The sequence below is a fragment of the Bacteroides sp. NGMCC 1.200775 genome (assembly GCF_040798045.1).
Taxonomy (GTDB): domain Bacteria; phylum Bacteroidota; class Bacteroidia; order Bacteroidales; family Bacteroidaceae; genus Bacteroides; species Bacteroides hominis.
The window spans coordinates 316,057-334,670 of sequence record NZ_JASCQK010000003.1 but is presented as its reverse complement, the minus strand read 5'-3'; the positions used below and the strand labels follow the sequence as shown (position 1 = coordinate 334,670).

The 18,614-nt window shown below is 44.1% G+C and carries 22 protein-coding genes and 1 tRNA gene; 10 read left to right on the top strand and 13 right to left on the bottom strand.

The window, feature by feature from the left end:
• From QK890_RS10585 to QK890_RS10560, 6 genes are all read left to right on the top strand, one after another.
• Positions 1-627, top strand: coding sequence for a DUF6249 domain-containing protein (locus QK890_RS10585; RefSeq protein WP_005808272.1), 627 nt, complete (start codon positions 1-3; stop codon positions 625-627).
• Entirely contained in the window at positions 624-1,172 is a 549-nt protein-coding gene (locus QK890_RS10580) for an RNA polymerase sigma factor (RefSeq protein WP_005808274.1), read from the top strand. Before QK890_RS10585 ends, QK890_RS10580 begins: the two co-directional genes overlap by 4 nt.
• Complete coding sequence (locus QK890_RS10575) at positions 1,156-1,485, top strand: DUF5056 domain-containing protein (protein ID WP_022011682.1); 330 nt, start codon at positions 1,156-1,158, stop codon at positions 1,483-1,485. The genes QK890_RS10580 and QK890_RS10575 overlap by 17 nt, the downstream gene beginning before the upstream one ends.
• 474 nt (positions 1,486-1,959) lie before the next feature.
• The gene (cls, locus tag QK890_RS10570) at positions 1,960-3,234 is read left to right on the top strand and encodes a cardiolipin synthase (protein ID WP_005808280.1); all 1,275 of its coding nucleotides are present in this window, start codon (positions 1,960-1,962) and stop codon (positions 3,232-3,234) included.
• Between the two features lie 66 nt (positions 3,235-3,300).
• Complete coding sequence (locus QK890_RS10565; protein ID WP_005781248.1) at positions 3,301-4,095, top strand: thymidylate synthase; 795 nt, start codon at positions 3,301-3,303, stop codon at positions 4,093-4,095.
• Positions 4,096-4,112: 17 nt separating this feature from the next.
• Complete coding sequence (locus tag QK890_RS10560; protein ID WP_005808285.1) at positions 4,113-4,607, top strand: dihydrofolate reductase; 495 nt, start codon at positions 4,113-4,115, stop codon at positions 4,605-4,607.
• 2 nt (positions 4,608-4,609) lie between these two features.
• Here QK890_RS10560 and QK890_RS10555 read toward each other — a convergent pair whose 3' ends face one another.
• Positions 4,610-5,086 carry an Lrp/AsnC family transcriptional regulator gene (locus QK890_RS10555; protein ID WP_005781250.1) on the bottom strand — a complete coding sequence of 159 codons (477 nt, stop codon included), beginning with the start codon at positions 5,084-5,086 and terminating at the stop codon, positions 4,610-4,612.
• A gap of 150 nt (positions 5,087-5,236) precedes the next feature.
• Here QK890_RS10555 and QK890_RS10550 point away from each other — a divergent pair, with 150 nt between their 5' ends.
• Positions 5,237-6,517 carry an IgA Peptidase M64 gene (locus QK890_RS10550; protein WP_022011683.1) on the top strand — a complete coding sequence of 427 codons (1,281 nt, stop codon included), beginning with the start codon at positions 5,237-5,239 and terminating at the stop codon, positions 6,515-6,517.
• Positions 6,518-6,802: 285 nt separating this feature from the next.
• Here the strand turns inward: QK890_RS10550 and QK890_RS10545 are convergent, their stop codons facing one another.
• The 9 genes from QK890_RS10545 to QK890_RS10505 form a co-directional block, all read right to left on the bottom strand.
• Complete coding sequence (locus QK890_RS10545) at positions 6,803-7,267, bottom strand: biopolymer transporter ExbD (protein WP_005781259.1); 465 nt, start codon at positions 7,265-7,267, stop codon at positions 6,803-6,805.
• Positions 7,267-7,857: a biopolymer transporter ExbD gene (locus QK890_RS10540; protein ID WP_005781261.1), complete on the bottom strand. Its 591-nt coding sequence runs from the start codon at positions 7,855-7,857 to the stop codon at positions 7,267-7,269. The genes QK890_RS10545 and QK890_RS10540 overlap by 1 nt, the downstream gene beginning before the upstream one ends.
• Before the next feature lie 36 nt (positions 7,858-7,893).
• Positions 7,894-8,364 (bottom strand): hypothetical protein, encoded by a 471-nt coding sequence (locus QK890_RS10535; RefSeq protein WP_005781263.1) that lies wholly within the window; start codon positions 8,362-8,364, stop codon positions 7,894-7,896.
• A gap of 6 nt (positions 8,365-8,370) precedes the next feature.
• Positions 8,371-9,183 (bottom strand): MotA/TolQ/ExbB proton channel family protein, encoded by an 813-nt coding sequence (locus QK890_RS10530; protein ID WP_367627329.1) that lies wholly within the window; start codon positions 9,181-9,183, stop codon positions 8,371-8,373.
• A 79-nt stretch (positions 9,184-9,262) separates the two neighbouring features.
• A tRNA-Ser gene (locus tag QK890_RS10525) sits at positions 9,263-9,350 on the bottom strand.
• Positions 9,351-9,511: 161 nt separating this feature from the next.
• Positions 9,512-10,288: a TatD family hydrolase gene (locus tag QK890_RS10520; RefSeq protein WP_367627328.1), complete on the bottom strand. Its 777-nt coding sequence runs from the start codon at positions 10,286-10,288 to the stop codon at positions 9,512-9,514.
• A 3-nt stretch (positions 10,289-10,291) separates the two neighbouring features.
• Positions 10,292-11,002, bottom strand: a complete 711-nt coding sequence (locus tag QK890_RS10515; protein WP_005808297.1) for a hypothetical protein — start codon at positions 11,000-11,002, stop codon at positions 10,292-10,294.
• Positions 11,003-11,009: 7 nt separating this feature from the next.
• The gene (locus QK890_RS10510; RefSeq protein ID WP_005808299.1) at positions 11,010-11,984 is read right to left on the bottom strand and encodes a polyprenyl synthetase family protein; all 975 of its coding nucleotides are present in this window, start codon (positions 11,982-11,984) and stop codon (positions 11,010-11,012) included.
• A gap of 78 nt (positions 11,985-12,062) precedes the next feature.
• A complete protein-coding gene (locus tag QK890_RS10505; protein ID WP_005781269.1) occupies positions 12,063-12,746 on the bottom strand; it encodes an energy transducer TonB in 684 nt (227 codons plus the stop codon).
• Positions 12,747-12,901: 155 nt separating this feature from the next.
• On the opposite strand from QK890_RS10505, the gene cmk reads away from it, so the two are divergent.
• The 3 genes from cmk to pfkA all read left to right on the top strand — a co-directional run bounded on the left by cmk (position 12,902) and on the right by pfkA (position 15,629).
• The gene (cmk, locus tag QK890_RS10500) at positions 12,902-13,591 is read left to right on the top strand and encodes a (d)CMP kinase (RefSeq protein WP_032539775.1); all 690 of its coding nucleotides are present in this window, start codon (positions 12,902-12,904) and stop codon (positions 13,589-13,591) included.
• Between the two features lie 111 nt (positions 13,592-13,702).
• Entirely contained in the window at positions 13,703-14,575 is an 873-nt protein-coding gene (locus tag QK890_RS10495) for a 4-hydroxy-3-methylbut-2-enyl diphosphate reductase (protein WP_005808303.1), read from the top strand.
• Positions 14,576-14,648: 73 nt separating this feature from the next.
• On the top strand, positions 14,649-15,629 hold the full coding sequence (gene pfkA / locus QK890_RS10490; RefSeq protein ID WP_005781272.1) for a 6-phosphofructokinase: 981 nt from the start codon (positions 14,649-14,651) through the stop codon (positions 15,627-15,629).
• A gap of 60 nt (positions 15,630-15,689) precedes the next feature.
• Here pfkA and QK890_RS10485 read toward each other — a convergent pair whose 3' ends face one another.
• The 3 genes from QK890_RS10485 to QK890_RS10475 are packed head-to-tail and all read right to left on the bottom strand — an operon-like array spanning position 15,690 to position 18,564.
• Entirely contained in the window at positions 15,690-16,556 is an 867-nt protein-coding gene (locus QK890_RS10485; protein WP_032536838.1) for an SDR family NAD(P)-dependent oxidoreductase, read from the bottom strand.
• A complete protein-coding gene (locus tag QK890_RS10480) occupies positions 16,556-17,788 on the bottom strand; it encodes an NADH:flavin oxidoreductase (protein WP_032539750.1) in 1,233 nt (410 codons plus the stop codon). The genes QK890_RS10485 and QK890_RS10480 overlap by 1 nt, the downstream gene beginning before the upstream one ends.
• Before the next feature lie 14 nt (positions 17,789-17,802).
• Positions 17,803-18,564: a DUF1295 domain-containing protein gene (locus tag QK890_RS10475; protein WP_005808307.1), complete on the bottom strand. Its 762-nt coding sequence runs from the start codon at positions 18,562-18,564 to the stop codon at positions 17,803-17,805.
• Positions 18,565-18,614: the final 50 nt, after the last annotated feature.

The window sequence follows — 18,614 nt, the reverse complement described above, 5'->3', positions numbered from 1 at the left end:
ATGAAACGTATCTTTATCGCTTTGATGGTAGCTATGACCTTCTGTTCGCTGGCAATGGCACAGAACCAAACCATCACCCAAAACAACAATGACTCTTCAGACTCTACCTTCGTTGCTGAATACACGGACATTGTGGACAGCAGTACCGTAGACACCGACTACCAGAGCAGCAGCTTCGATTTCGGAAACGAATTTCCGTTCAATATGGGCAAAGGAGCTATTAACGGAGGTATACTGACAGGTTTAATAGTCGTCATACTGATATTCGGATTCCCTTTCTTTATCGTATTCGTTGCTTTCTACTTCCGATACAAAAACCGGAAAGCAAAGTACAAACTGATGGAACAGGCACTGGCAACCGGACAACCCCTGCCGGAAGGAATCTTCAAAGATAGCCTGCCACAGGACTACCGGACGAAAGGCATCAAGAACATCTGTACCGGAATCGGACTGTTCATCTTCCTTTGGACCATCACAGACGAATTCAGCATAGGATGTATCGGATTGCTGGTGTTGTTCACCGGAATCGGGCAGTGGATCATCTCACGCAACCAGCAGCACGGACGCCCGGAAGACCCTTTCACAACTCCTACACACAGAGACGAAACCCAGAATGAACAGAAATGAGCCAGCTCAATGATATATCGTTAGTCGCACAGGTCGTGGTGTTCAGAAACACCAGGGCCTTCGACCAATTGGTACAGAAGTATCAGTCGCCCGTCCGGCGCTTCTTCCTGAACCTGACCTGCGGCGACAGCGAACTGAGCGACGATCTGGCACAAGATACGTTTATAAAAGCCTACACAAACATTGCAAACTTTAAAAACCTTTCAAGTTTCTCAACATGGCTTTACAGAATTGCTTATAACGTATTTTATGATTATATTCGCAGCCGAAAGGAAACAACGGATCTGGATGCCCGTGAAGTGGATGCTGTCAACAGCACCGAACAAGTGAACGTGGGCGAACAGATGGATGTTTACCAATCACTCAGAACGCTGAAAGAAATAGAACGCACCTGTATCACTTTGTTCTATATGGAAGATGTCAGTATAGAAAAGATTGCGGGAATAACGGGATGCCCGGTAGGAACGGTCAAATCGCACCTGTCGAGGGCTAAAGACAAATTGGCAATTTACTTAAAACAAAACGGTTATGACGGAAACAGATGATAAACTCCTGAAGCAATTCTTCAGCGAGCAAAAACAAGAAGTAAAAGATAATGGGTTCAGCCGCCGCGTCATGCGTAATCTACCGGGACGAAACCACCGGTTGATCCAGATATGGGGAACGGTCTGCACAGTATTGTGCGTCATCCTGTTCTTCGCCTTCGGAGGTCTGCAAGCCACTATCAGTACGCTGCGCGAAGTTTTTGTATCCATGGTACAACACGGGCTTACGGCGGGATTCGATCCGAAATCTCTCTATATCGCCATTCTGGTACTCGCTTTCTTCGGAGCACGCAAGGTATGGTCTATGGCTTGATGCGGAGATAATCCGGAAGCCGTACAGAGATTTGTGCGCAACAGCCCTAAAAAACAGGTGAAAAACTTGCTTTCGGGATCAAAATATGTTATCTTTGTAAACAAGATACATACAATATATTCAATTTAATATGAGGTAAAAGGGAAGAGTTGCAACTCTTCCCTTTTTTTGTGGTATCACCGGCAGATCTTCCGGAAGACGGTGCGTCCGGAGGAAACAGACGGTGTCTTTCGGTCCGGAAGACGGTGTATTCCTGCCAAAAGCAGTAAGCTTTCGCCCCCGAAGCCCGGCTCTTCCACCCGATAACATCAGGAGTAAATCAATTATCTCCTGATGTTATCAAGCATTACTCCTATTCTTTCCTGAAAAAGCGGCCAACTGTTAATATATACTAAATCTGCTCTTGACAAAAAGAAGCCAAGAACAGAGATGTTGTATCTTTGTTTCCTTGTAAACTAAATAAAGACTGAGGTTTTGAAATTATACGTTTTAATAATAGCGACCATTCTCTCTATAGGCACTGCCCGAACACAGAATATTGACAGCCTGCTGATGCAGCGGGAGGACACTACACAATTTATTCGAAGCGACTCCCTTGTCATGCAGTTCCTCGAGTACTCTAACATCCCTATCACTGACAACAATAAGGTGAAACTTATCAAAAGCGGGCGGGAGAAATTTGAAGACTTGTTCGAAGCCATCCGCGGAGCGAAGCATCACATTCATCTGGAATATTTCAATTTCCGTAACGACTCCATAGCCAATGCACTGTTCGACCTGCTCGGCGAAAAAGTGAAAGAGGGTGTCAAGGTACGGGCATTGTTCGATGCATTCGGTAACTGGTCGAACAACAAGCCGCTCAAGAAGAAGCATCTGAAAGCAATCCGGGAAAAGGGAATCGAAATCGTAAAATTCGATCCGTTCAAGTTCCCGTATATCAATCATGCAGCCCATCGTGACCATCGGAAGATTGCGGTCATCGACGGAAAAATAGGATATACGGGCGGAATGAATATTGCGGATTACTACATCAACGGGCTACCCAAGATAGGTACCTGGCGCGATATGCACATCCGGATCGAAGGCGACGCGGTGAATATTCTGCAAGAAATCTTCCTCGACATCTGGAACAAGACTACCAAACAAAACATCGTGGGCGAAGAATATTTCCCGAATCATCCGGAACGTGCAGACAGTTGCAACACAATCATCGCAATCGTAGACCGCACTCCCAAACGGAACTCCCGAATGCTGAGCCACACGTATGCCATGTCTATCTATGCCGCGCAACACGATGTACGCATCGTGAATCCATACTTCGTTCCGACTTCATCCATCCGCAAGGCCCTCAAAAGGGCACTGAACCGGGGAACGAAAGTAGAGATCATGATTTCTTCCAAATCGGATATCCCTTTCACACCGGATGCCTCGCTTTATGCCGTGCAGAAACTGATGAAAAAGGGGGCAAATATCTATCTGTACAACGGCGGATTCCACCACTCAAAGATCATGATGGTGGACGATCTGTTCTGCACCGTAGGTACAGCTAACCTGAACAGCCGGAGCCTGCGATACGATTATGAAACGAATGCCTTCATTTTCGACAAGAACATCACTCGGCAGTTGAATGACGTTTTTGAAGCCGACACCCTGCATTGCACCCGTCTGACTCCGGAAATGTGGAGACAAAAATCGGCCTGGAAGAAGTTTAAATGTTGGTTTGCGAACTTATTCACACCGTTCCTGTAAGTTATTCGGGCTGTTTTTGTAACTTTGGCAGGAATTTTTAGTAACTCAAAAAGTATAACCATCCATATGAAACAATATTTAGATCTGCTCAACCGGGTGTTGGCAGAAGGAACAGAAAAAGGTGACCGCACCGGAACGGGAACCATCAGTGTCTTCGGACACCAGATGCGTTTCGACCTGGACGAAGGCTTCCCTTGCCTCACTACCAAGAAACTTCATCTGAAATCGATCATTTACGAACTGTTGTGGTTCCTGAAAGGAGACACAAATGTGAAATATCTGCAGGACCACGGTGTACGCATCTGGAACGAATGGGCGGACGAGAAGGGCGACCTGGGACATATTTATGGTTATCAGTGGCGTTCGTGGCCCAACTATGACGGCGGATTCATCGACCAGATCAGTGAAGCGGTGGATGCCATCAAGCACAATCCGGATTCACGCCGCATCATCGTCAGTGCCTGGAACGTCGGTGATCTGGATCACATGAACCTCCCTCCCTGCCACGCGTTCTTTCAGTTTTACGTAGCGAACGGACGATTGAGCCTGCAACTCTACCAGCGCAGCGCCGATATCTTCCTGGGTGTACCGTTCAACATAGCCTCCTATGCACTGCTGCTACAGATGATGGCGCAAGTCACCGGTTTGAAAGCGGGAGAGTTCATCCACACGCTGGGTGATGCGCATATCTACCTGAATCATTTGGAACAGGTGAAACTGCAACTTAGCCGGGAGCCCCGTACACTGCCGCAGATGAAAATAAATCCGGATGTGAAAAGTATCTTCGACTTCCGGTTTGAGGATTTTGAATTAGTAAACTACGATCCGCACCCGCACATTGCAGGGAAAGTTGCGGTATAACATAACTCCACCGGACTATGAGTAGAATTAGCATTATTGCCGCTGTAGACCACCGAATGGCCATAGGATTTCAAAACAAGCTTTTATTCTGGCTGCCCAACGACCTGAAACGTTTCAAGGCGCTGACCACAGGAAACACAATCATAATGGGACGAAAAACTTTCGAATCGCTTCCTAAAGGAGCGTTACCCAATCGACGGAATGTGGTACTCTCTTCCAATCCGGCAACCGAATGTCCCGGAGCAGAGGTGTTCACTTCGCTGGAGGCCGCTTTGAAAAGCTGTCAGGAAGAAGAGAAAGTATACATCATCGGAGGAGCAAGTGTCTACCGCCAAGCCATGCCTTTGGCCGACGAACTGTGCCTGACCGAAGTTGATGACACAGCTCCGGAAGCAGATGCCTTTTTCCCGGCTGTAGATACAGCCATATGGCACGAAAAAAGCAGAGAAGTCCATCCTGCGGATGAGAAACATCTCTGCTCATATGCTTTCGTAGATTACGTTCGGGGATAAACTTAATCCTCGTCCGTTTCTACCATGATCGGCATTTGCCGCTTGATAGCTTCATGGAATGAAATAAGCGTCTCCGTACGAGCCAATCCCAACGGTTGAAGTTTATCATGGATCACACTGAGAAGGTGATGGTTGTTCCTTGCGTATATCTTGATAAACATATCATATTTCCCGGTGGTGAAATGGCATTCCACTACTTCCGGAATCGCTTCCAAAGCTTTGGTCACAGAATCGAACGACTCAGGATCTTTCAGATAAATCCCAATATAAGCACATGTCTCATATCCAATCTTCTCCGGGTCGATAACATACTCCGAACCTTTCAATATACCCAGATTAGTCAACTTCTGTATGCGTTGATGAATAGCCGCACCCGAAACGTTGCACGCTCTTGCCACTTCCAGAAACGGAATGCGGGCATTGTCGGCAATCAACTTCAGAATCTGCTCGTCTAAAGTATCTAATTGATGATGTCCCATTTTAAATCAATTTGTTTTAATATATCAATCACTAATGCAAAGTTAGTTATTTCCCCGGCAATAAATACTATAGTTTATTACTTTTATTTGTAAAAATAGAATAAATCGGCAATAGTTCGTACCTTTGTAAAAACAATAAATTCACACGATATGAAGCTAATATTGACCTTATTCACCTGTCTTTTCGTGACAGGATGTGCATACGCACAAAACTTTTCGGACTACTTTACGAACAAAACACTGCGCGTCGATTATCTTTTCACCGGAAATGCGGAAAAGCAATCAATTTGTCTCGACGAACTTTCGGAACTGCCCACATGGGCAGGCAGACGGCATCATCTTGCAGAATTACCACTGGAAGGAAACGGGCAAATTGTCATGCGTGATGTGGAAAGCGGAAAAGTTATCTATACCACTTCGTTTTCCTCACTATTCCAGGAATGGCTGGAGACAGACGAAGCTAAAGAAGTAACCAAAGGATTTGAGAATACTTATCTCCTGCCCTACCCTGTAAAACCGGCGGAAGTAGAAATCACGCTGCGCAACAACAAACACGAAGTAAGCGCAAGCCTGAAACATATCGTCAAGCCCGATGATATCCTGATACATAAAAAAGGACTCACACACATCACCCCACACAAATATTTGCTGAAAAGCGGAAACGAAGAACAATGTATCGATGTGGCAATCCTGGCCGAAGGATATACCACAGCCGAAATGGAAACTTTCTATAAAGATGCAGCCGTGGCATGCGAAGCACTATTTTCGCACGAACCGTTCCAGTCTATGAAGAACCGTTTCAATATCATAGCCGTAGCCAGTCCTTCCGCAGACAGCGGAGTCAGTGCTCCGAAACAGGGAGCATGGAAACATACTGCCTTCGGTTCGCACTTCGATACTTTCTACTCTGACCGCTATCTGACTACCAGTCGTGTAAAAGCAATTAACGACGCATTGGCAGGCATTCCCTATGAACATATCATAATCCTCGCCAATACAGAGCAATATGGCGGAGGCGGCATCTACAATGCTTTCACATTAACCACCGCACACCACCCCAATTTCCGCCCGGTAGTGGTACACGAATTCGGACATAGTTTCGGTGGTCTGGCCGATGAATACTTCTATGACGAAGATGTGATGAACGGCCTCTATCCACTCAATATCGAACCATGGGAACAAAACATAACCACACGTGTCAACTTCGCTTCCAAATGGGAAGATATGCTCACTAAAGACACCCCGGTTCCGACTCCGGTAGCAGATAAGGCCAAATACCCCACAGGTGTATACGAAGGAGGAGGTTACTCAGCTAAAGGTATCTATCGTCCGGCATTCGATTGCCGCATGCGCACAAATGAATATCCCACATTCTGTCCGGTTTGCCAGAGATCCATCAAACGAATCATAGAATTCTATACAGGTAAATAAGATCATCTCAAACCAACGAAAAGGAATACATTAACCACTGTACGAATTACACAGACTTCACAGGTCTTATCAAGATTATCGACTATTTCAATCTTTATATCTGCATGTGAGTCTGTGTAATCGCCCATACAGGAGTTACGATATCGCCACTAAATACATACAGGCAACCCATATAAGTCCCAAGGGATATTAGTCCTATAAGGGCTGAAAGCGATAAGCCCGGGTATCTCATAAAAAAAGGCCGTCTGAAACAAATCAGACGGCCTTTTCTATGTATAGAATAACTTATTCGCGAGCTCTCGCAGAATAGTTAATTTTCAGTGCATAAGCTTGACGAAGAGCCTGTTTAATATCGGTAACGATACCCATTTTTGTATCCTGGTCAATTTTCAAAGACACAGTCATAAAGGGTTGGTCTTCCTCTTTCATACTTGAGCGCTCGTTAGTTACGTAAGCCTGAATTTCGTCAACTTCAGCATATGCGTCATTCAACTGGATACGGCTTTCAGACCCCAGTTTTTTACGAAACTCTGCTGTCGGTTTACCTACATAGATAAACGTAACCAAAGATTTCTTTTCAAGCTTTTCCAACTCAGTACCTTGCGGAATCTTAAACTCAACCTTCAAAGAAACTTCACGCATTGTTGTTACAATCATAAAGAAGAACAACAATGTAAAGATCAAGTCAGGTAGAGAAGAAGTATTCAGCGTAGGCATCCCGCGCTTACCTGTTTTATTAAATTTTCCCATTAATTATTCTTTTTAACTCCTTTAGGTTCAGCCTCAGAGATCTTCTGAGGAAAAATTTCACGAATAGCTTTCTGCTGGTCTTCATTCAACTCAGCATAATTCTTCTGCCACTTTTCCTGAGCCAATTCATCTCTTAACTCGTTGTAAGCAGCAACCAGCTCATTTTGAACATCAAAATAAGCCTGATAAGAAGATCCGCGGTCACTCTGCAAAGAAATTACATGATTCTCCGTAACCATGGTATTACCAAAGAAAGGCACATCTTTCGCATGTTTTTCCGGTAATTTTTCATCGTTATATGGATTGGCAATGAATTCTTTGGCTTTTTCCCTCAATTGCTTCACATCAACAACTTCGCCACCGCACATCAACTGATTCTGAAAGTTCAGAAAAATCTGCAGAACGTTACGATCCTTAACAACGATGTCATTGTCAACCTGATCCTTATCGGGAGGTGGAGGCAATTGTCTTGCCAAACCACGGTCAGTATCCATAGATGTCGTAATCAAGAAGAAGATAAGCAATAAGAATGCAATATCCGCTGTTGAACTTGAATTAATTTCAGGAACTTTTCTATTTCCTTTTGCCATTGTAGTTACTGTATTTTATTGAGTTTCCCCAATTAGTTATGATAATTTCTTTTTAATACTACTTCCGATGATAGCAACAACTGTTACCAACAACAAGAAATAAATACTGTAAAGGAACATATCAGTCAGTTTCAACCAGAAAGGAACATTGTCAGTTCCTTCATATCCCTGAATTGTCAGTGTTTCACCACTACCCATAGACCATGCTACAACCAATACAAGAACAAGAAGAATAAGTCCGAGCAATGATCTGATAGCACCCTTAGGATTGTCTTTCAAAGCAGAACCGAACTGGAAGATAGCAGCAACAACAGTTGCAACTACAGCAATGCCAAACAGACCGTACATCAGGTACAGCAAGGCATCTGTGTTTGCAGGATTATCCATGTCGTATACAAGCGGAGTTTCCATTTGTCCACCAAAATAGAAAAGACCTAATACGATCACGATAAGAGCAAACATCGCGTATAGTACGTAATACGATACTTTATATGTTAACTTACTCATCTCAGATTATTTTTTGTATTTCAAGTTATATTTGATTACCATGTCAAGCAAAGAGATAGAAGAGTCTTCCATTTCGCTTGTAAGAGCTTCAATTTTAGCAAGGATGTAGTTATAGAATACCTGAAGGATCAAAGCTACAACCAAACCGAAGATAGTAGTAATCAAGGCAACCTTCATACCACCAGCAACAACTGTCGGAGAGATATCACCCTGCTGTTGGATTTTATCGAATGCCATAACCATACCTACTACAGTACCCAAGAATCCCAATGACGGAGCCATCGCGATGAACAGTGTGATCCAAGAGCATCCTTTTTCAAGGTAACCAGCCTGAACGCCACCATAAGATACTACAGATTTCTCAACCACGTCGATGCCTTGGTCGATTCTCATCAAACCTTGATAATAGATAGAAGCAACAGGACCTCTCGTGTTACGAGCGATATCTTTAGCAGCTTCAACATCACCTTTTTCCAAAGCAGCTTCGATAGAAGACATAAATTTCTTTGTGTTGATTTCAGCCAAGCTCAAGTAAATGATACGTTCAATACAGAAAGCCAAACCAATAACCAATGCGATAGCAACCAAACTCATGAAAGATGCAGTACCTTCGATGAATTTTACTTTAATTTCTTTGTGGATACCACCTTCTTCTTCAGCACCAGCAAGAGGAGCAGAAGCTTCAGCAGCCTCAGCAACCGGTTTGTCTGCTGCAGGAGCAGCTTGTTCGGTAGCAGCAGCATCCTGAGCCTGAACGAGTTGAGTTGAGCCAAATGTTAAGACTCCCATCACAGCAACAATTGCAAATAACTTTTTCATTGTGTGTCTAATTTTTAAGATTAATTAATTAAATTATTATTATTGTATTTACTTATCGTCTTTTGTTTAATATTTCCTGCGGAGAGAGCGGGATTCGAACCCGCGATACACTTTTGGCGTATACACGCTTTCCAGGCGTGCCTCTTCAACCACTCGAGCATCTCTCCAATTGGTGCTTTCCTCAAATCGGGTGCAAATTACAAAAAAAATGCGAACCACAAGCGTTTTCAGCTACAAATGTATTCTTTTTTTTCTTCTTCTGCAGCATTATCCTTCTTTTATCTTTAATAAATCCACTAAATTAATAAAATTTAAAATCTAACAGAGCTTATTTGAGTATTCCAAACACTTTCAATGCGCTGATAGCAGTCAATTCCGCAACTTTTTCGGGATCTTCCTTGTATATTTCGGCAACTTTTATTAATGTATCTTTCACATTCGCACTCTCATTCCTCTTCCCACGGTTAGGGACCGACGTGAGGTAAGGAGAATCCGTTTCCAGCACAATGCGTTCCAACGGAATATGTTTAAGCGCTTCCGGCAGAGTTGACTTTTTGAAAGTGACCACACCATTTATGCCAATCTTAAACCCGGAGAACTCCATCATCCGGGCAGCTTCTTCGGACGTCCCGGTGAAACTATGAAAAATGCCGGTCAAGCCACTGCTTTTATAAGGCTGCAATACCTTATATATATAATCAAAAGCTTCACGGCAATGAATGACAATCGGCAACTGGTACTGAAGGGCCCACTGAACCTGTTTCTCAAAAACAATCAACTGTTCTTTCAACCAGGTTTTGTCCCAGTAAAGATCGATCCCGATCTCTCCTACGGCCACAAATCGTTCCGAAGTTGCCAGGTAATTAGCCACTATTTCAAGTTCTTTTTCATACGAATCGTTCACGGAAGTAGGATGCAACCCGATCATCGGGAAACAAAAGTCACGATAGGTATCACAAACCGACAACATAGGTTCGATTGTCGTACTGTCTATATTGGGCATAAAAATATGCGTAACACCGGCAGCACGGGCACGCTCCATTACCAAAGGCAAATCTTCGGCAAATTCTTCCAGAAAAAGATGGGAATGTGAATCGACAAGCATATTTTAAAGAATCTCTTTAGTTTGTTTTTCACCGGTCCGGTAATAATAAATCAGACCGTAATCACGACATTTCTCCAACCGCTTTTCATTAGGCAGTACCTCCTGGTATTTGGCCTCCACCTGATTCCAGATATCGAGAATCAACCGGTCAGCCTGCGCACGCATAGACGAAAGTTGTTCTAAGCTACGATTTGTGAGGAGTTGAAGGTTTTTCTGCTTCTCATAACCTTCCATGAATATATCATAATGTACTTTCACTTTGGCAATCGTCGGGTTATAGATAGGTATGCCTCCCCGGGAAGTACGTTGCCGCTCTCCTTCTATGATTTTCTGTCCCCACTCGGCTATAGAAGCCTCACTGTTCAAGTCGGGCACGCCGAAATTATCCATAGGCAAGCTGTACATATCTTTATGGGATTCTTTAATTTCGGCTCGAATCACTGCCAGGTTCAAAACTTGTATAAAGTGAGAAATATAAAGACGGGCCGCTTTTACATTGGCCTGATGCTTCTTACTGTTTCTGCTCTGTTCGCCATAACAGTGTACATAATAAGAATGCGCAGCCTCAAATTTAGCCAGAAACATACGTGCTTCCCCCAATGTCTTTAACGAAACGGCCAAATCATAGACATTACATACGTCCCCCTTTACGACCGCTGCTTTCAGCGCCCGTATCCTGGCTTGATCAGTATTTGGCAAACGTCTATAAGGCATCGTTATATTACATCTCGCGGTACATTAAATGCTTCATCAGCTTTTTCAGCTCACTTTTCCTATCTTCTATGACAGATACGGCCCCCAGACTGGTCATCGCACGAGTATAGTACTCACGCATCTTGTTTTCACAGACAGCTTTGATACCTATCTGATTGTACAACTCGGTTACAGCACCGATTTTTTCTTCGGCACAGAATGAAGTCGCATTCAACCAACGGTTCAGTTCATCCAACTGATTCCGGTCGGCCCGTTCCAATGCTTTAATCAACATATATGTTTTCTTATTGCATAAAATATCACCACCGATATTTTTACCAAACACGGCTGAATCGCCATATACATCCAGCAAATCATCCTGCAATTGGAAAGCAACCCCAATCTGCATGCCGAAATCATATAGATTTTCAGCATCTTCACGGGAAGCTCCTCCCAAAATAGCTCCGATTTTCAAACTGGCCGCCAATAGAACGGCAGTTTTCAAACGGATCATTTCCAGATATTCCTCTTCTTTCACATCATCGCGGGACTCAAACCCCATATCCATCTGCTGACCTTCGCAAATCTCAAGTGCTGTCAGGCTAAACAAGTCCATAACCTCTTTCAGATACTCTGAAGAACAGCTTGCCATATACTGATAAGCCAGCACCATCATGGCATCTCCCGACAAAATTGCAGTATTGTCATTCCAGACTTTATGAACCGTTGTTTTTCCACGGCGCATATCGGCCCGATCCATCAAGTCGTCATGCAAAAGAGTATAATTATGATAAACTTCAATTGCCGTAGCAGGATCATAAACAGAAGTAACATCCTCCTTATAGAGATTGTATGCCATTAACATCAGAACAGGGCGAATGCGTTTTCCCCCCATAGAAAGTACGTATTTAACAGGGTCATACAAACCAACCGGTGTGCGTGTAAACCGGATATCTGAAATGTGAGAATTTATTTTATCAAGAAGCTGAAATGCTGTATACATAGTAATAAGTTATAAAAAGAGGATTGAATGAAAAGAGGCTGCTTGGACGGCAGCCTCTCTTCTTATACTATACAATGATTATTGCAGTCTGAATCGTACAGGTAATGTAAATCTACAACGAACTGGTTTACCTCTCTGCTTACCCGGCTTCCATTTAGGCATGGTTTTAACCACACGAAGAGCTTCTTTATCAAGATATGGGTCAACGCTCTTTACAACCCTAATGTCAGTAATACTACCATCACGTTCAACAACGAACTGAAGAACAACCTGTCCCTGGGTTCCGTTTTCCTGAGCAATGGTCGGATATTTGATATTCTTATACAGGAACTGCAAACAAGCAGGCATACCACCCGGAAACTCAGCAGCTTCTTCTACTACCTCAAAAATTTCCTGTTCCGACGGTTCTTCCTCTTTCACCTCAACCGGCACGTATTTTACTTCCACTTTCTGTCCGGTATCCTCTGTTGAAGCAATAGCTGTTTCTTCCACATCAGCCTGGTCATCAACAATCTTCAGGATTTCAGCCTGTTTCGGAACCTCAACGGGAGGTGGGGCCGGTTTTTCTTCCTGTTGTGTAATAGGAATCATTTCCTCTTCAAACTCAATTTGGGCTACCGCCTGGCTTGTATCGATCTTTATATCACGCTCCGTCCATTCGAACGCAACGAATATAAAGGCGAGCACCACAACGTAACCGATCAGCAGCCACTGGGTCTTCTTACCTTCGAGGTCTGCTTTGGGCGATTTTTTTACTTCCATAAAATTATTATATAAAAATTGGTGTTCTTCTGGTTTTTAAGCTGTTATTGCTTTTGTGCCACAAATATAACGCAGATATTTTAAAAATGCAGTATATTTGGCGAAAAAATTTAGATAAGACGTTAAAAAAGGGAATAAACCTGCTGCATAACATCATGAAAAAGATAACAATTGCAATTGATGGCTTTTCTTCTTGCGGGAAAAGTACCATGGCTAAAGATTTGGCTAAAGAAATCGGATACATTTATATCGACAGTGGAGCTATGTATCGTGCCGTTACACTATACAGTATAGAGAACGGCATCTTCAGCGGAGATACGATTGATACTGAAAAACTGAAACAGCGTATCGACGATATCCACATCTCTTTCCGGATTGATCCGGAAACCGGTCGCCCGAATACTTACTTAAATGGAGTGAACGTAGAGAACAAAATCCGCACCATGGAAGTTTCTTCTAAAGTAAGTCCGATCAGTGCGCTCGGTTTTGTCCGCGAAGCCATGGTGGCCCAGCAACAAGAAATGGGCAAAGCCAAGGGCATTGTTATGGATGGCCGTGATATCGGTACAACTGTATTTCCGGATGCAGAATTAAAGATATTCGTAACCGCCTCACCGGAGATTCGCGCCCAGCGCCGTTATGACGAACTGAAAGCCAAAGGACAGGAGGCCAGTTTCGAAGAAATATTGGAGAACGTGAAACAACGTGACCATATAGACCAGACGCGTGAAGTGAGCCCGCTAAAGAAAGCCGACGATGCTTTACTATTAGACAACAGTCATCTCACCATTGCCGAGCAGAGGGAGTGGTTGACAGCCGAATATCAAAAAGCAATAAAAAAGTAAAAACGGAAGGGTGTAGCCATACGCCCCATAGGGTGTAGCCATCCTGAGGAAAGGGTGTAGCCATCCGGTCAGTATGGCTACACCCTTTTTTAATCACAGATTTGTAATTATATGGTAAAAGTAGAAATAGATGAAGGTTCCGGTTTTTGTTTCGGAGTGGTCACAGCCATCCACAAAGCCGAGGAGGAACTCACAAAAGGGGTGACGCTCTATTGCCTGGGAGATATTGTACACAACAGCCGCGAAGTGGAGCGTCTGAAGGAAATGGGACTGATTACCATCAACCATGAGGAATTCAAGCAACTTCATAACGCCAAAGTACTTTTACGCGCCCATGGCGAACCGCCTGAGACCTATATCATCGCCAAAGAGAATAACATCGAGATCATTGATGCCACTTGTCCGGTAGTACTCCGTTTGCAAAAACGGATCAAACAAGAATACATGCAGGAGGACTCTGATGAGAAACAAATCGTGATCTACGGTAAGAACGGACATGCAGAGGTCCTGGGATTGGTCGGACAAACAACCGGCAAGGCGATTGTGATAGAAAAACTCGATGAAGCCCGTCAGCTGGACTTCAGCAAAAGCATACGCTTATACTCACAGACTACCAAATCACTCGATGAGTTTTGGGAAATTGTGGAATACATCAAAGAACACATTTCGCCTGACGCGACTTTTGAATATTATGATACCATTTGCCGCCAGGTAGCCAACCGCATGCCCAACCTGCGAAAATTTGCCGCTTCACACGATCTGATCTTTTTTGTCAGTGGTAAAAAAAGTTCAAATGGCAAAATGTTATTCGAAGAGTGCAAAAAAGTCAACCCAAACTCACATTTGATAGACAGTGCTGAGGAAATCGATGATTCTTTGCTCCCCGGAGTCAATTCTATCGGCGTGTGCGGGGCTACATCCACTCCCAAATGGCTGATGGAAGAAATCTCCGAAGCCATAAAGGCACAGATTAAAAGACAATGAATTAACGTTATTTAATCATACAGGGCACTCCTTTTTGTTATCTTTGCAACGTCAATTAAAAAACAAGATTGTTATGGGAACAGTTAAGTGTGTTGGTATTTTAACTTCCGGTGGTGATGCACCGGGAATGAACGCTGCTATTCGTGCAGTGACACGTGCAGCAATCTATAACGGACTGCAAGTAAAAGGTATATATAGAGGATACAGAGGCTTGGTAACAGGGGAGATCAAAGAATTTAAAAGCCAGAATGTAAGTAACATCATTCAACTGGGAGGAACGATCCTGAAAACAGCACGTTGCAAAGAGTTTACAACTCCCGAAGGACGCAAAATGGCATACGATAACATGGTAAAAGAAGGGATTGATGCCCTTGTTGTAATTGGTGGTGACGGTTCGCTGACCGGAGCACGCATCTTTGCACAAGAATATGACGTTCCCTGTATCGGACTTCCGGGTACTATTGACAATGACCTTTTTGGCACAGATACCACTATCGGATATGACACGGCGCTGAATACCATTCTGGATGCAGTCGACAAGATCCGTGACACAGCTACTTCGCACGAGCGTTTGTTCTTTGTAGAAGTAATGGGACGCGACGCCGGTTTTCTGGCATTGAACGGTGCGATTGCCTCGGGAGCAGAAGCCGCCATCATTCCGGAATTCAGTACAGAAGTCGACCAACTGGAGGAATTTATAAAGAGCGGTTTCCGCAAATCAAAAAACAGCAGTATCGTACTGGTAGCCGAAAGTGAACTTACCGGAGGTGCCATGCATTATGCCGAACGTGTGAAAAACGAATATCCACAATATGATGTTCGCGTCACCATTCTGGGGCACTTGCAACGTGGTGGCAGCCCGACGGCACATGACCGTATTTTGGCCAGTCGTCTGGGTGCGGCAGCTATCGATGCTATCATGGAAGACCAACGTAATGTCATGATCGGCATAGAGCACGACGAAATTGTTTATGTTCCGTTCAGCAAAGCCATCAAAAACGATAAACCTGTCAAAAGAGATCTCGTCAATGTGTTGAGAGAACTGTCTATTTGATAACAGTATACAACAGAAAAAGACAGACGGTGGACGGTAAACATACAAAATGTTTATGGTTCACTGTTTATCATTTACGGTAAACCCCTTCTCTGACAAGATTCTTTCTGTTTCCTCCCATAATTGCACCCTTTGAACATGGTGAGTATATTTTTCGGAAAGAGGATGCAAATGATTATTCAAATTAAATGTCGCAGTCTGTTTCCCTGCTTCCACATCAAGTAATAGTCCGATTGCAGTAGAGGCTCCCTGAAGAGGTGTCCGTATAAAAGGGCGGAAGAAAATGTCGGTCAATGGATCGAACCATTGATGCATCCGGATGATATCGGTAGACACAATTCCTGGATCAGCAGCATTGACCGTTATTCCACGTACCCGAAGACGCTCTGCCAGTTCAAAAGTAAAAAGCAACAAAGCGAGTTTTGTATTACTATAAACAGGGATTCGCCAGAAATTTCCCCTTTTACCACGAAGAAAAAAATCGGGAAAATCCAGCTTACCAATTGCATAGGTACAAGACACCATATTGACAATACGTGTTCCCTGTCCCATCAACGGAAGCAAAAGCCGCGTCAACAGACAGGGACCTACATAGTTTACACTGACCGTACGCTCCAGCCCATCTTCTGTAATATGCAATCCGGTTTCCATCGTCCCGGCATTATTCATCAGCAAAGCTATGGAAGTGTTCCGCTGTAATACCCGGTTTGCAAAAGTTTTCACTGAAGCCAGTGATGCAAGATCTATCTCCCACACTTCCATATTCTTATTTCCTGTTTCCTTCGCCAACTCCCTGCATTTGGGTTCCGCCTTCGACAGCGAACAACAGGCCATGATTACTGCATAACCTTCACGAGCCACGGCACGGGTGATCTCCATCCCCATCCCACCATCGGCGCCGGTAATAATAGCAAGCTTACGTTCCATCATTTATTTTCCAAGTGTTCGATCTCTTTTTGCAAACAAAGAGGAAGTTCTTCTGCCAAATGCTTATGACAAGCCATCTCAATGGTATACATCCTTCCTATGCAATAATTACTGTGCCCACAATTACAGCGGGCCTTTTCTTCACGCCGCATCCGGTTGACAAACCCGGGTTCATTAAGCAAAGCACGTGCCATCTGTACAGCCTCGAACCCTTCATTCAGCACCTCATCTATTTTCTCACGGGACACCAGCCCGCCAACATAAATTAAAGGAATTTTAATCTCAGAGCGGAACTTTAAAGCATCTTCCAAGAAATAGGCTTCTTTAAAAGGAACAGTCGGTATCATCACCCGTCCCGCCAACTTAACACCATACTTCAACCACCAGCAATCCATATAGTGCGTCAACGTCCTGATAGGCATCGCCCCACGCATAACATACATAGGAGCTTTACTGACAAAACCTCCACTCAGAACCAATGCATGCCCCCCCAATGACTCAAGCCGTCTGGCCACTTCAAGGGTCTCCTCTATTTCCATGCCACCACGAAAGCCGTCACGCATATTCATCTTCACGAACACGGCTATATCACTGCCGGCCGCCTTCATCACCTCTTCCATTACCATCATCATAAACCGCATCCGGTTCTCCAATGATCCTCCATATTCATCTTTCCGGCGGTTGGTGTAAGGTGAAAGAAACTGGCTGATCAGATACCCATGTCCTGCGTGAACTTCAACAGCATCAAAGCCGGCTTCACGAGCAAGACAGACTGCACGTCCGTAGGCTTTTGCCATTTCCGGCAATTCCTCCCGCCTCATCCCCCGTACCCATGTAGGCGAATAAATATTGAAGCCTGATGAAGCAGAAATAGGCGTAACTCCACAAATACTTTTATGAGACATGTTGCCACAATGCCCTATCTGTATACTGGCAGCGGCACCCTCCGCATGAATGGCATCGGTTAGCTCACGTAAGCCGGGAATGATCTCGGGACGAAGCCACAATTGCCTTGGAAATGATAATCCGCTACGGGTCACCGAAGCATAGGCAACCGTAGTCATCCCTACACCTCCGGCAGCAACGGAACGATGATAATCAAGCAACATCGGAGAAGGGGCGTTTCCCGGACACATACCTTCAAAAGCTGCCGAACGAATAGTACGGTTGCGCAATGTAAGCGGTCCGATGGTAATCGGTGTGAAAAGCTTAGAAGCAAGGTGTGTATTCATAAGTATTTTATTTTTTAATATAAGAAGGGAAAAATTCGTTTCTTATACTCGACCTGTGACCCGAACTCTTCCTTATAACGATGCCAAATAGCATCTGCCCGTGGAACAAGGTTGGCAATAGTCCACCAAGCAAAGACACATCCCGGCAAAGACCAGGTCAAGACAGCCCAACCAATCCATTCAACAATCTCACCCAAATAGTTGGCAGAAGTCACGTAACGATACATTCCCCTTTGAGGAAGATAATGGCGGGTATCTCCGGAAGTACGCAGATTCCGGATGACTGAGTCGGAATGCCAGTTGATTAGCATCCCGCTGAAGAATAAAAGTGTTCCTATCCAAAAACAAGGTGACAGCAACCAGTCAGCTGTGTAGTATCCTGAAGGCGCAAGATAAAATATCCATTCACCCTGCATCAGTCCGTTGAGGATATTAAAGAGGACTCCCATCAAAAGAATGAGTATCGGCATCTTACTTTTTCCTTTCATCAAGAAGGGAAAAACAAAGGCCCGCTGGAAGTAATGCAACTGAAAGAAGAGAAAGAAAGTAAGTTCTACAGGAAAGAAACGACGGTCGGAATGCCACCACAACCAACTCATGACCAAAAAGACAGGGGCCTCCATAAGTATCCAGGCCAACTTATTGTTTACCGAGATACCCCAGGAACGGCTGCGGAACATACCGTATCCCGCCCTGATAAAATAAAGGGCTATGAAAACGACCAGAGCCACCAGACTCATTATCAAAAGAAGCAGATTAAAGCCTTCTATACTCATATCCAAGATTTTATACAATGGACAAAGTTAAAAGAAAAACTTTAAAGAGA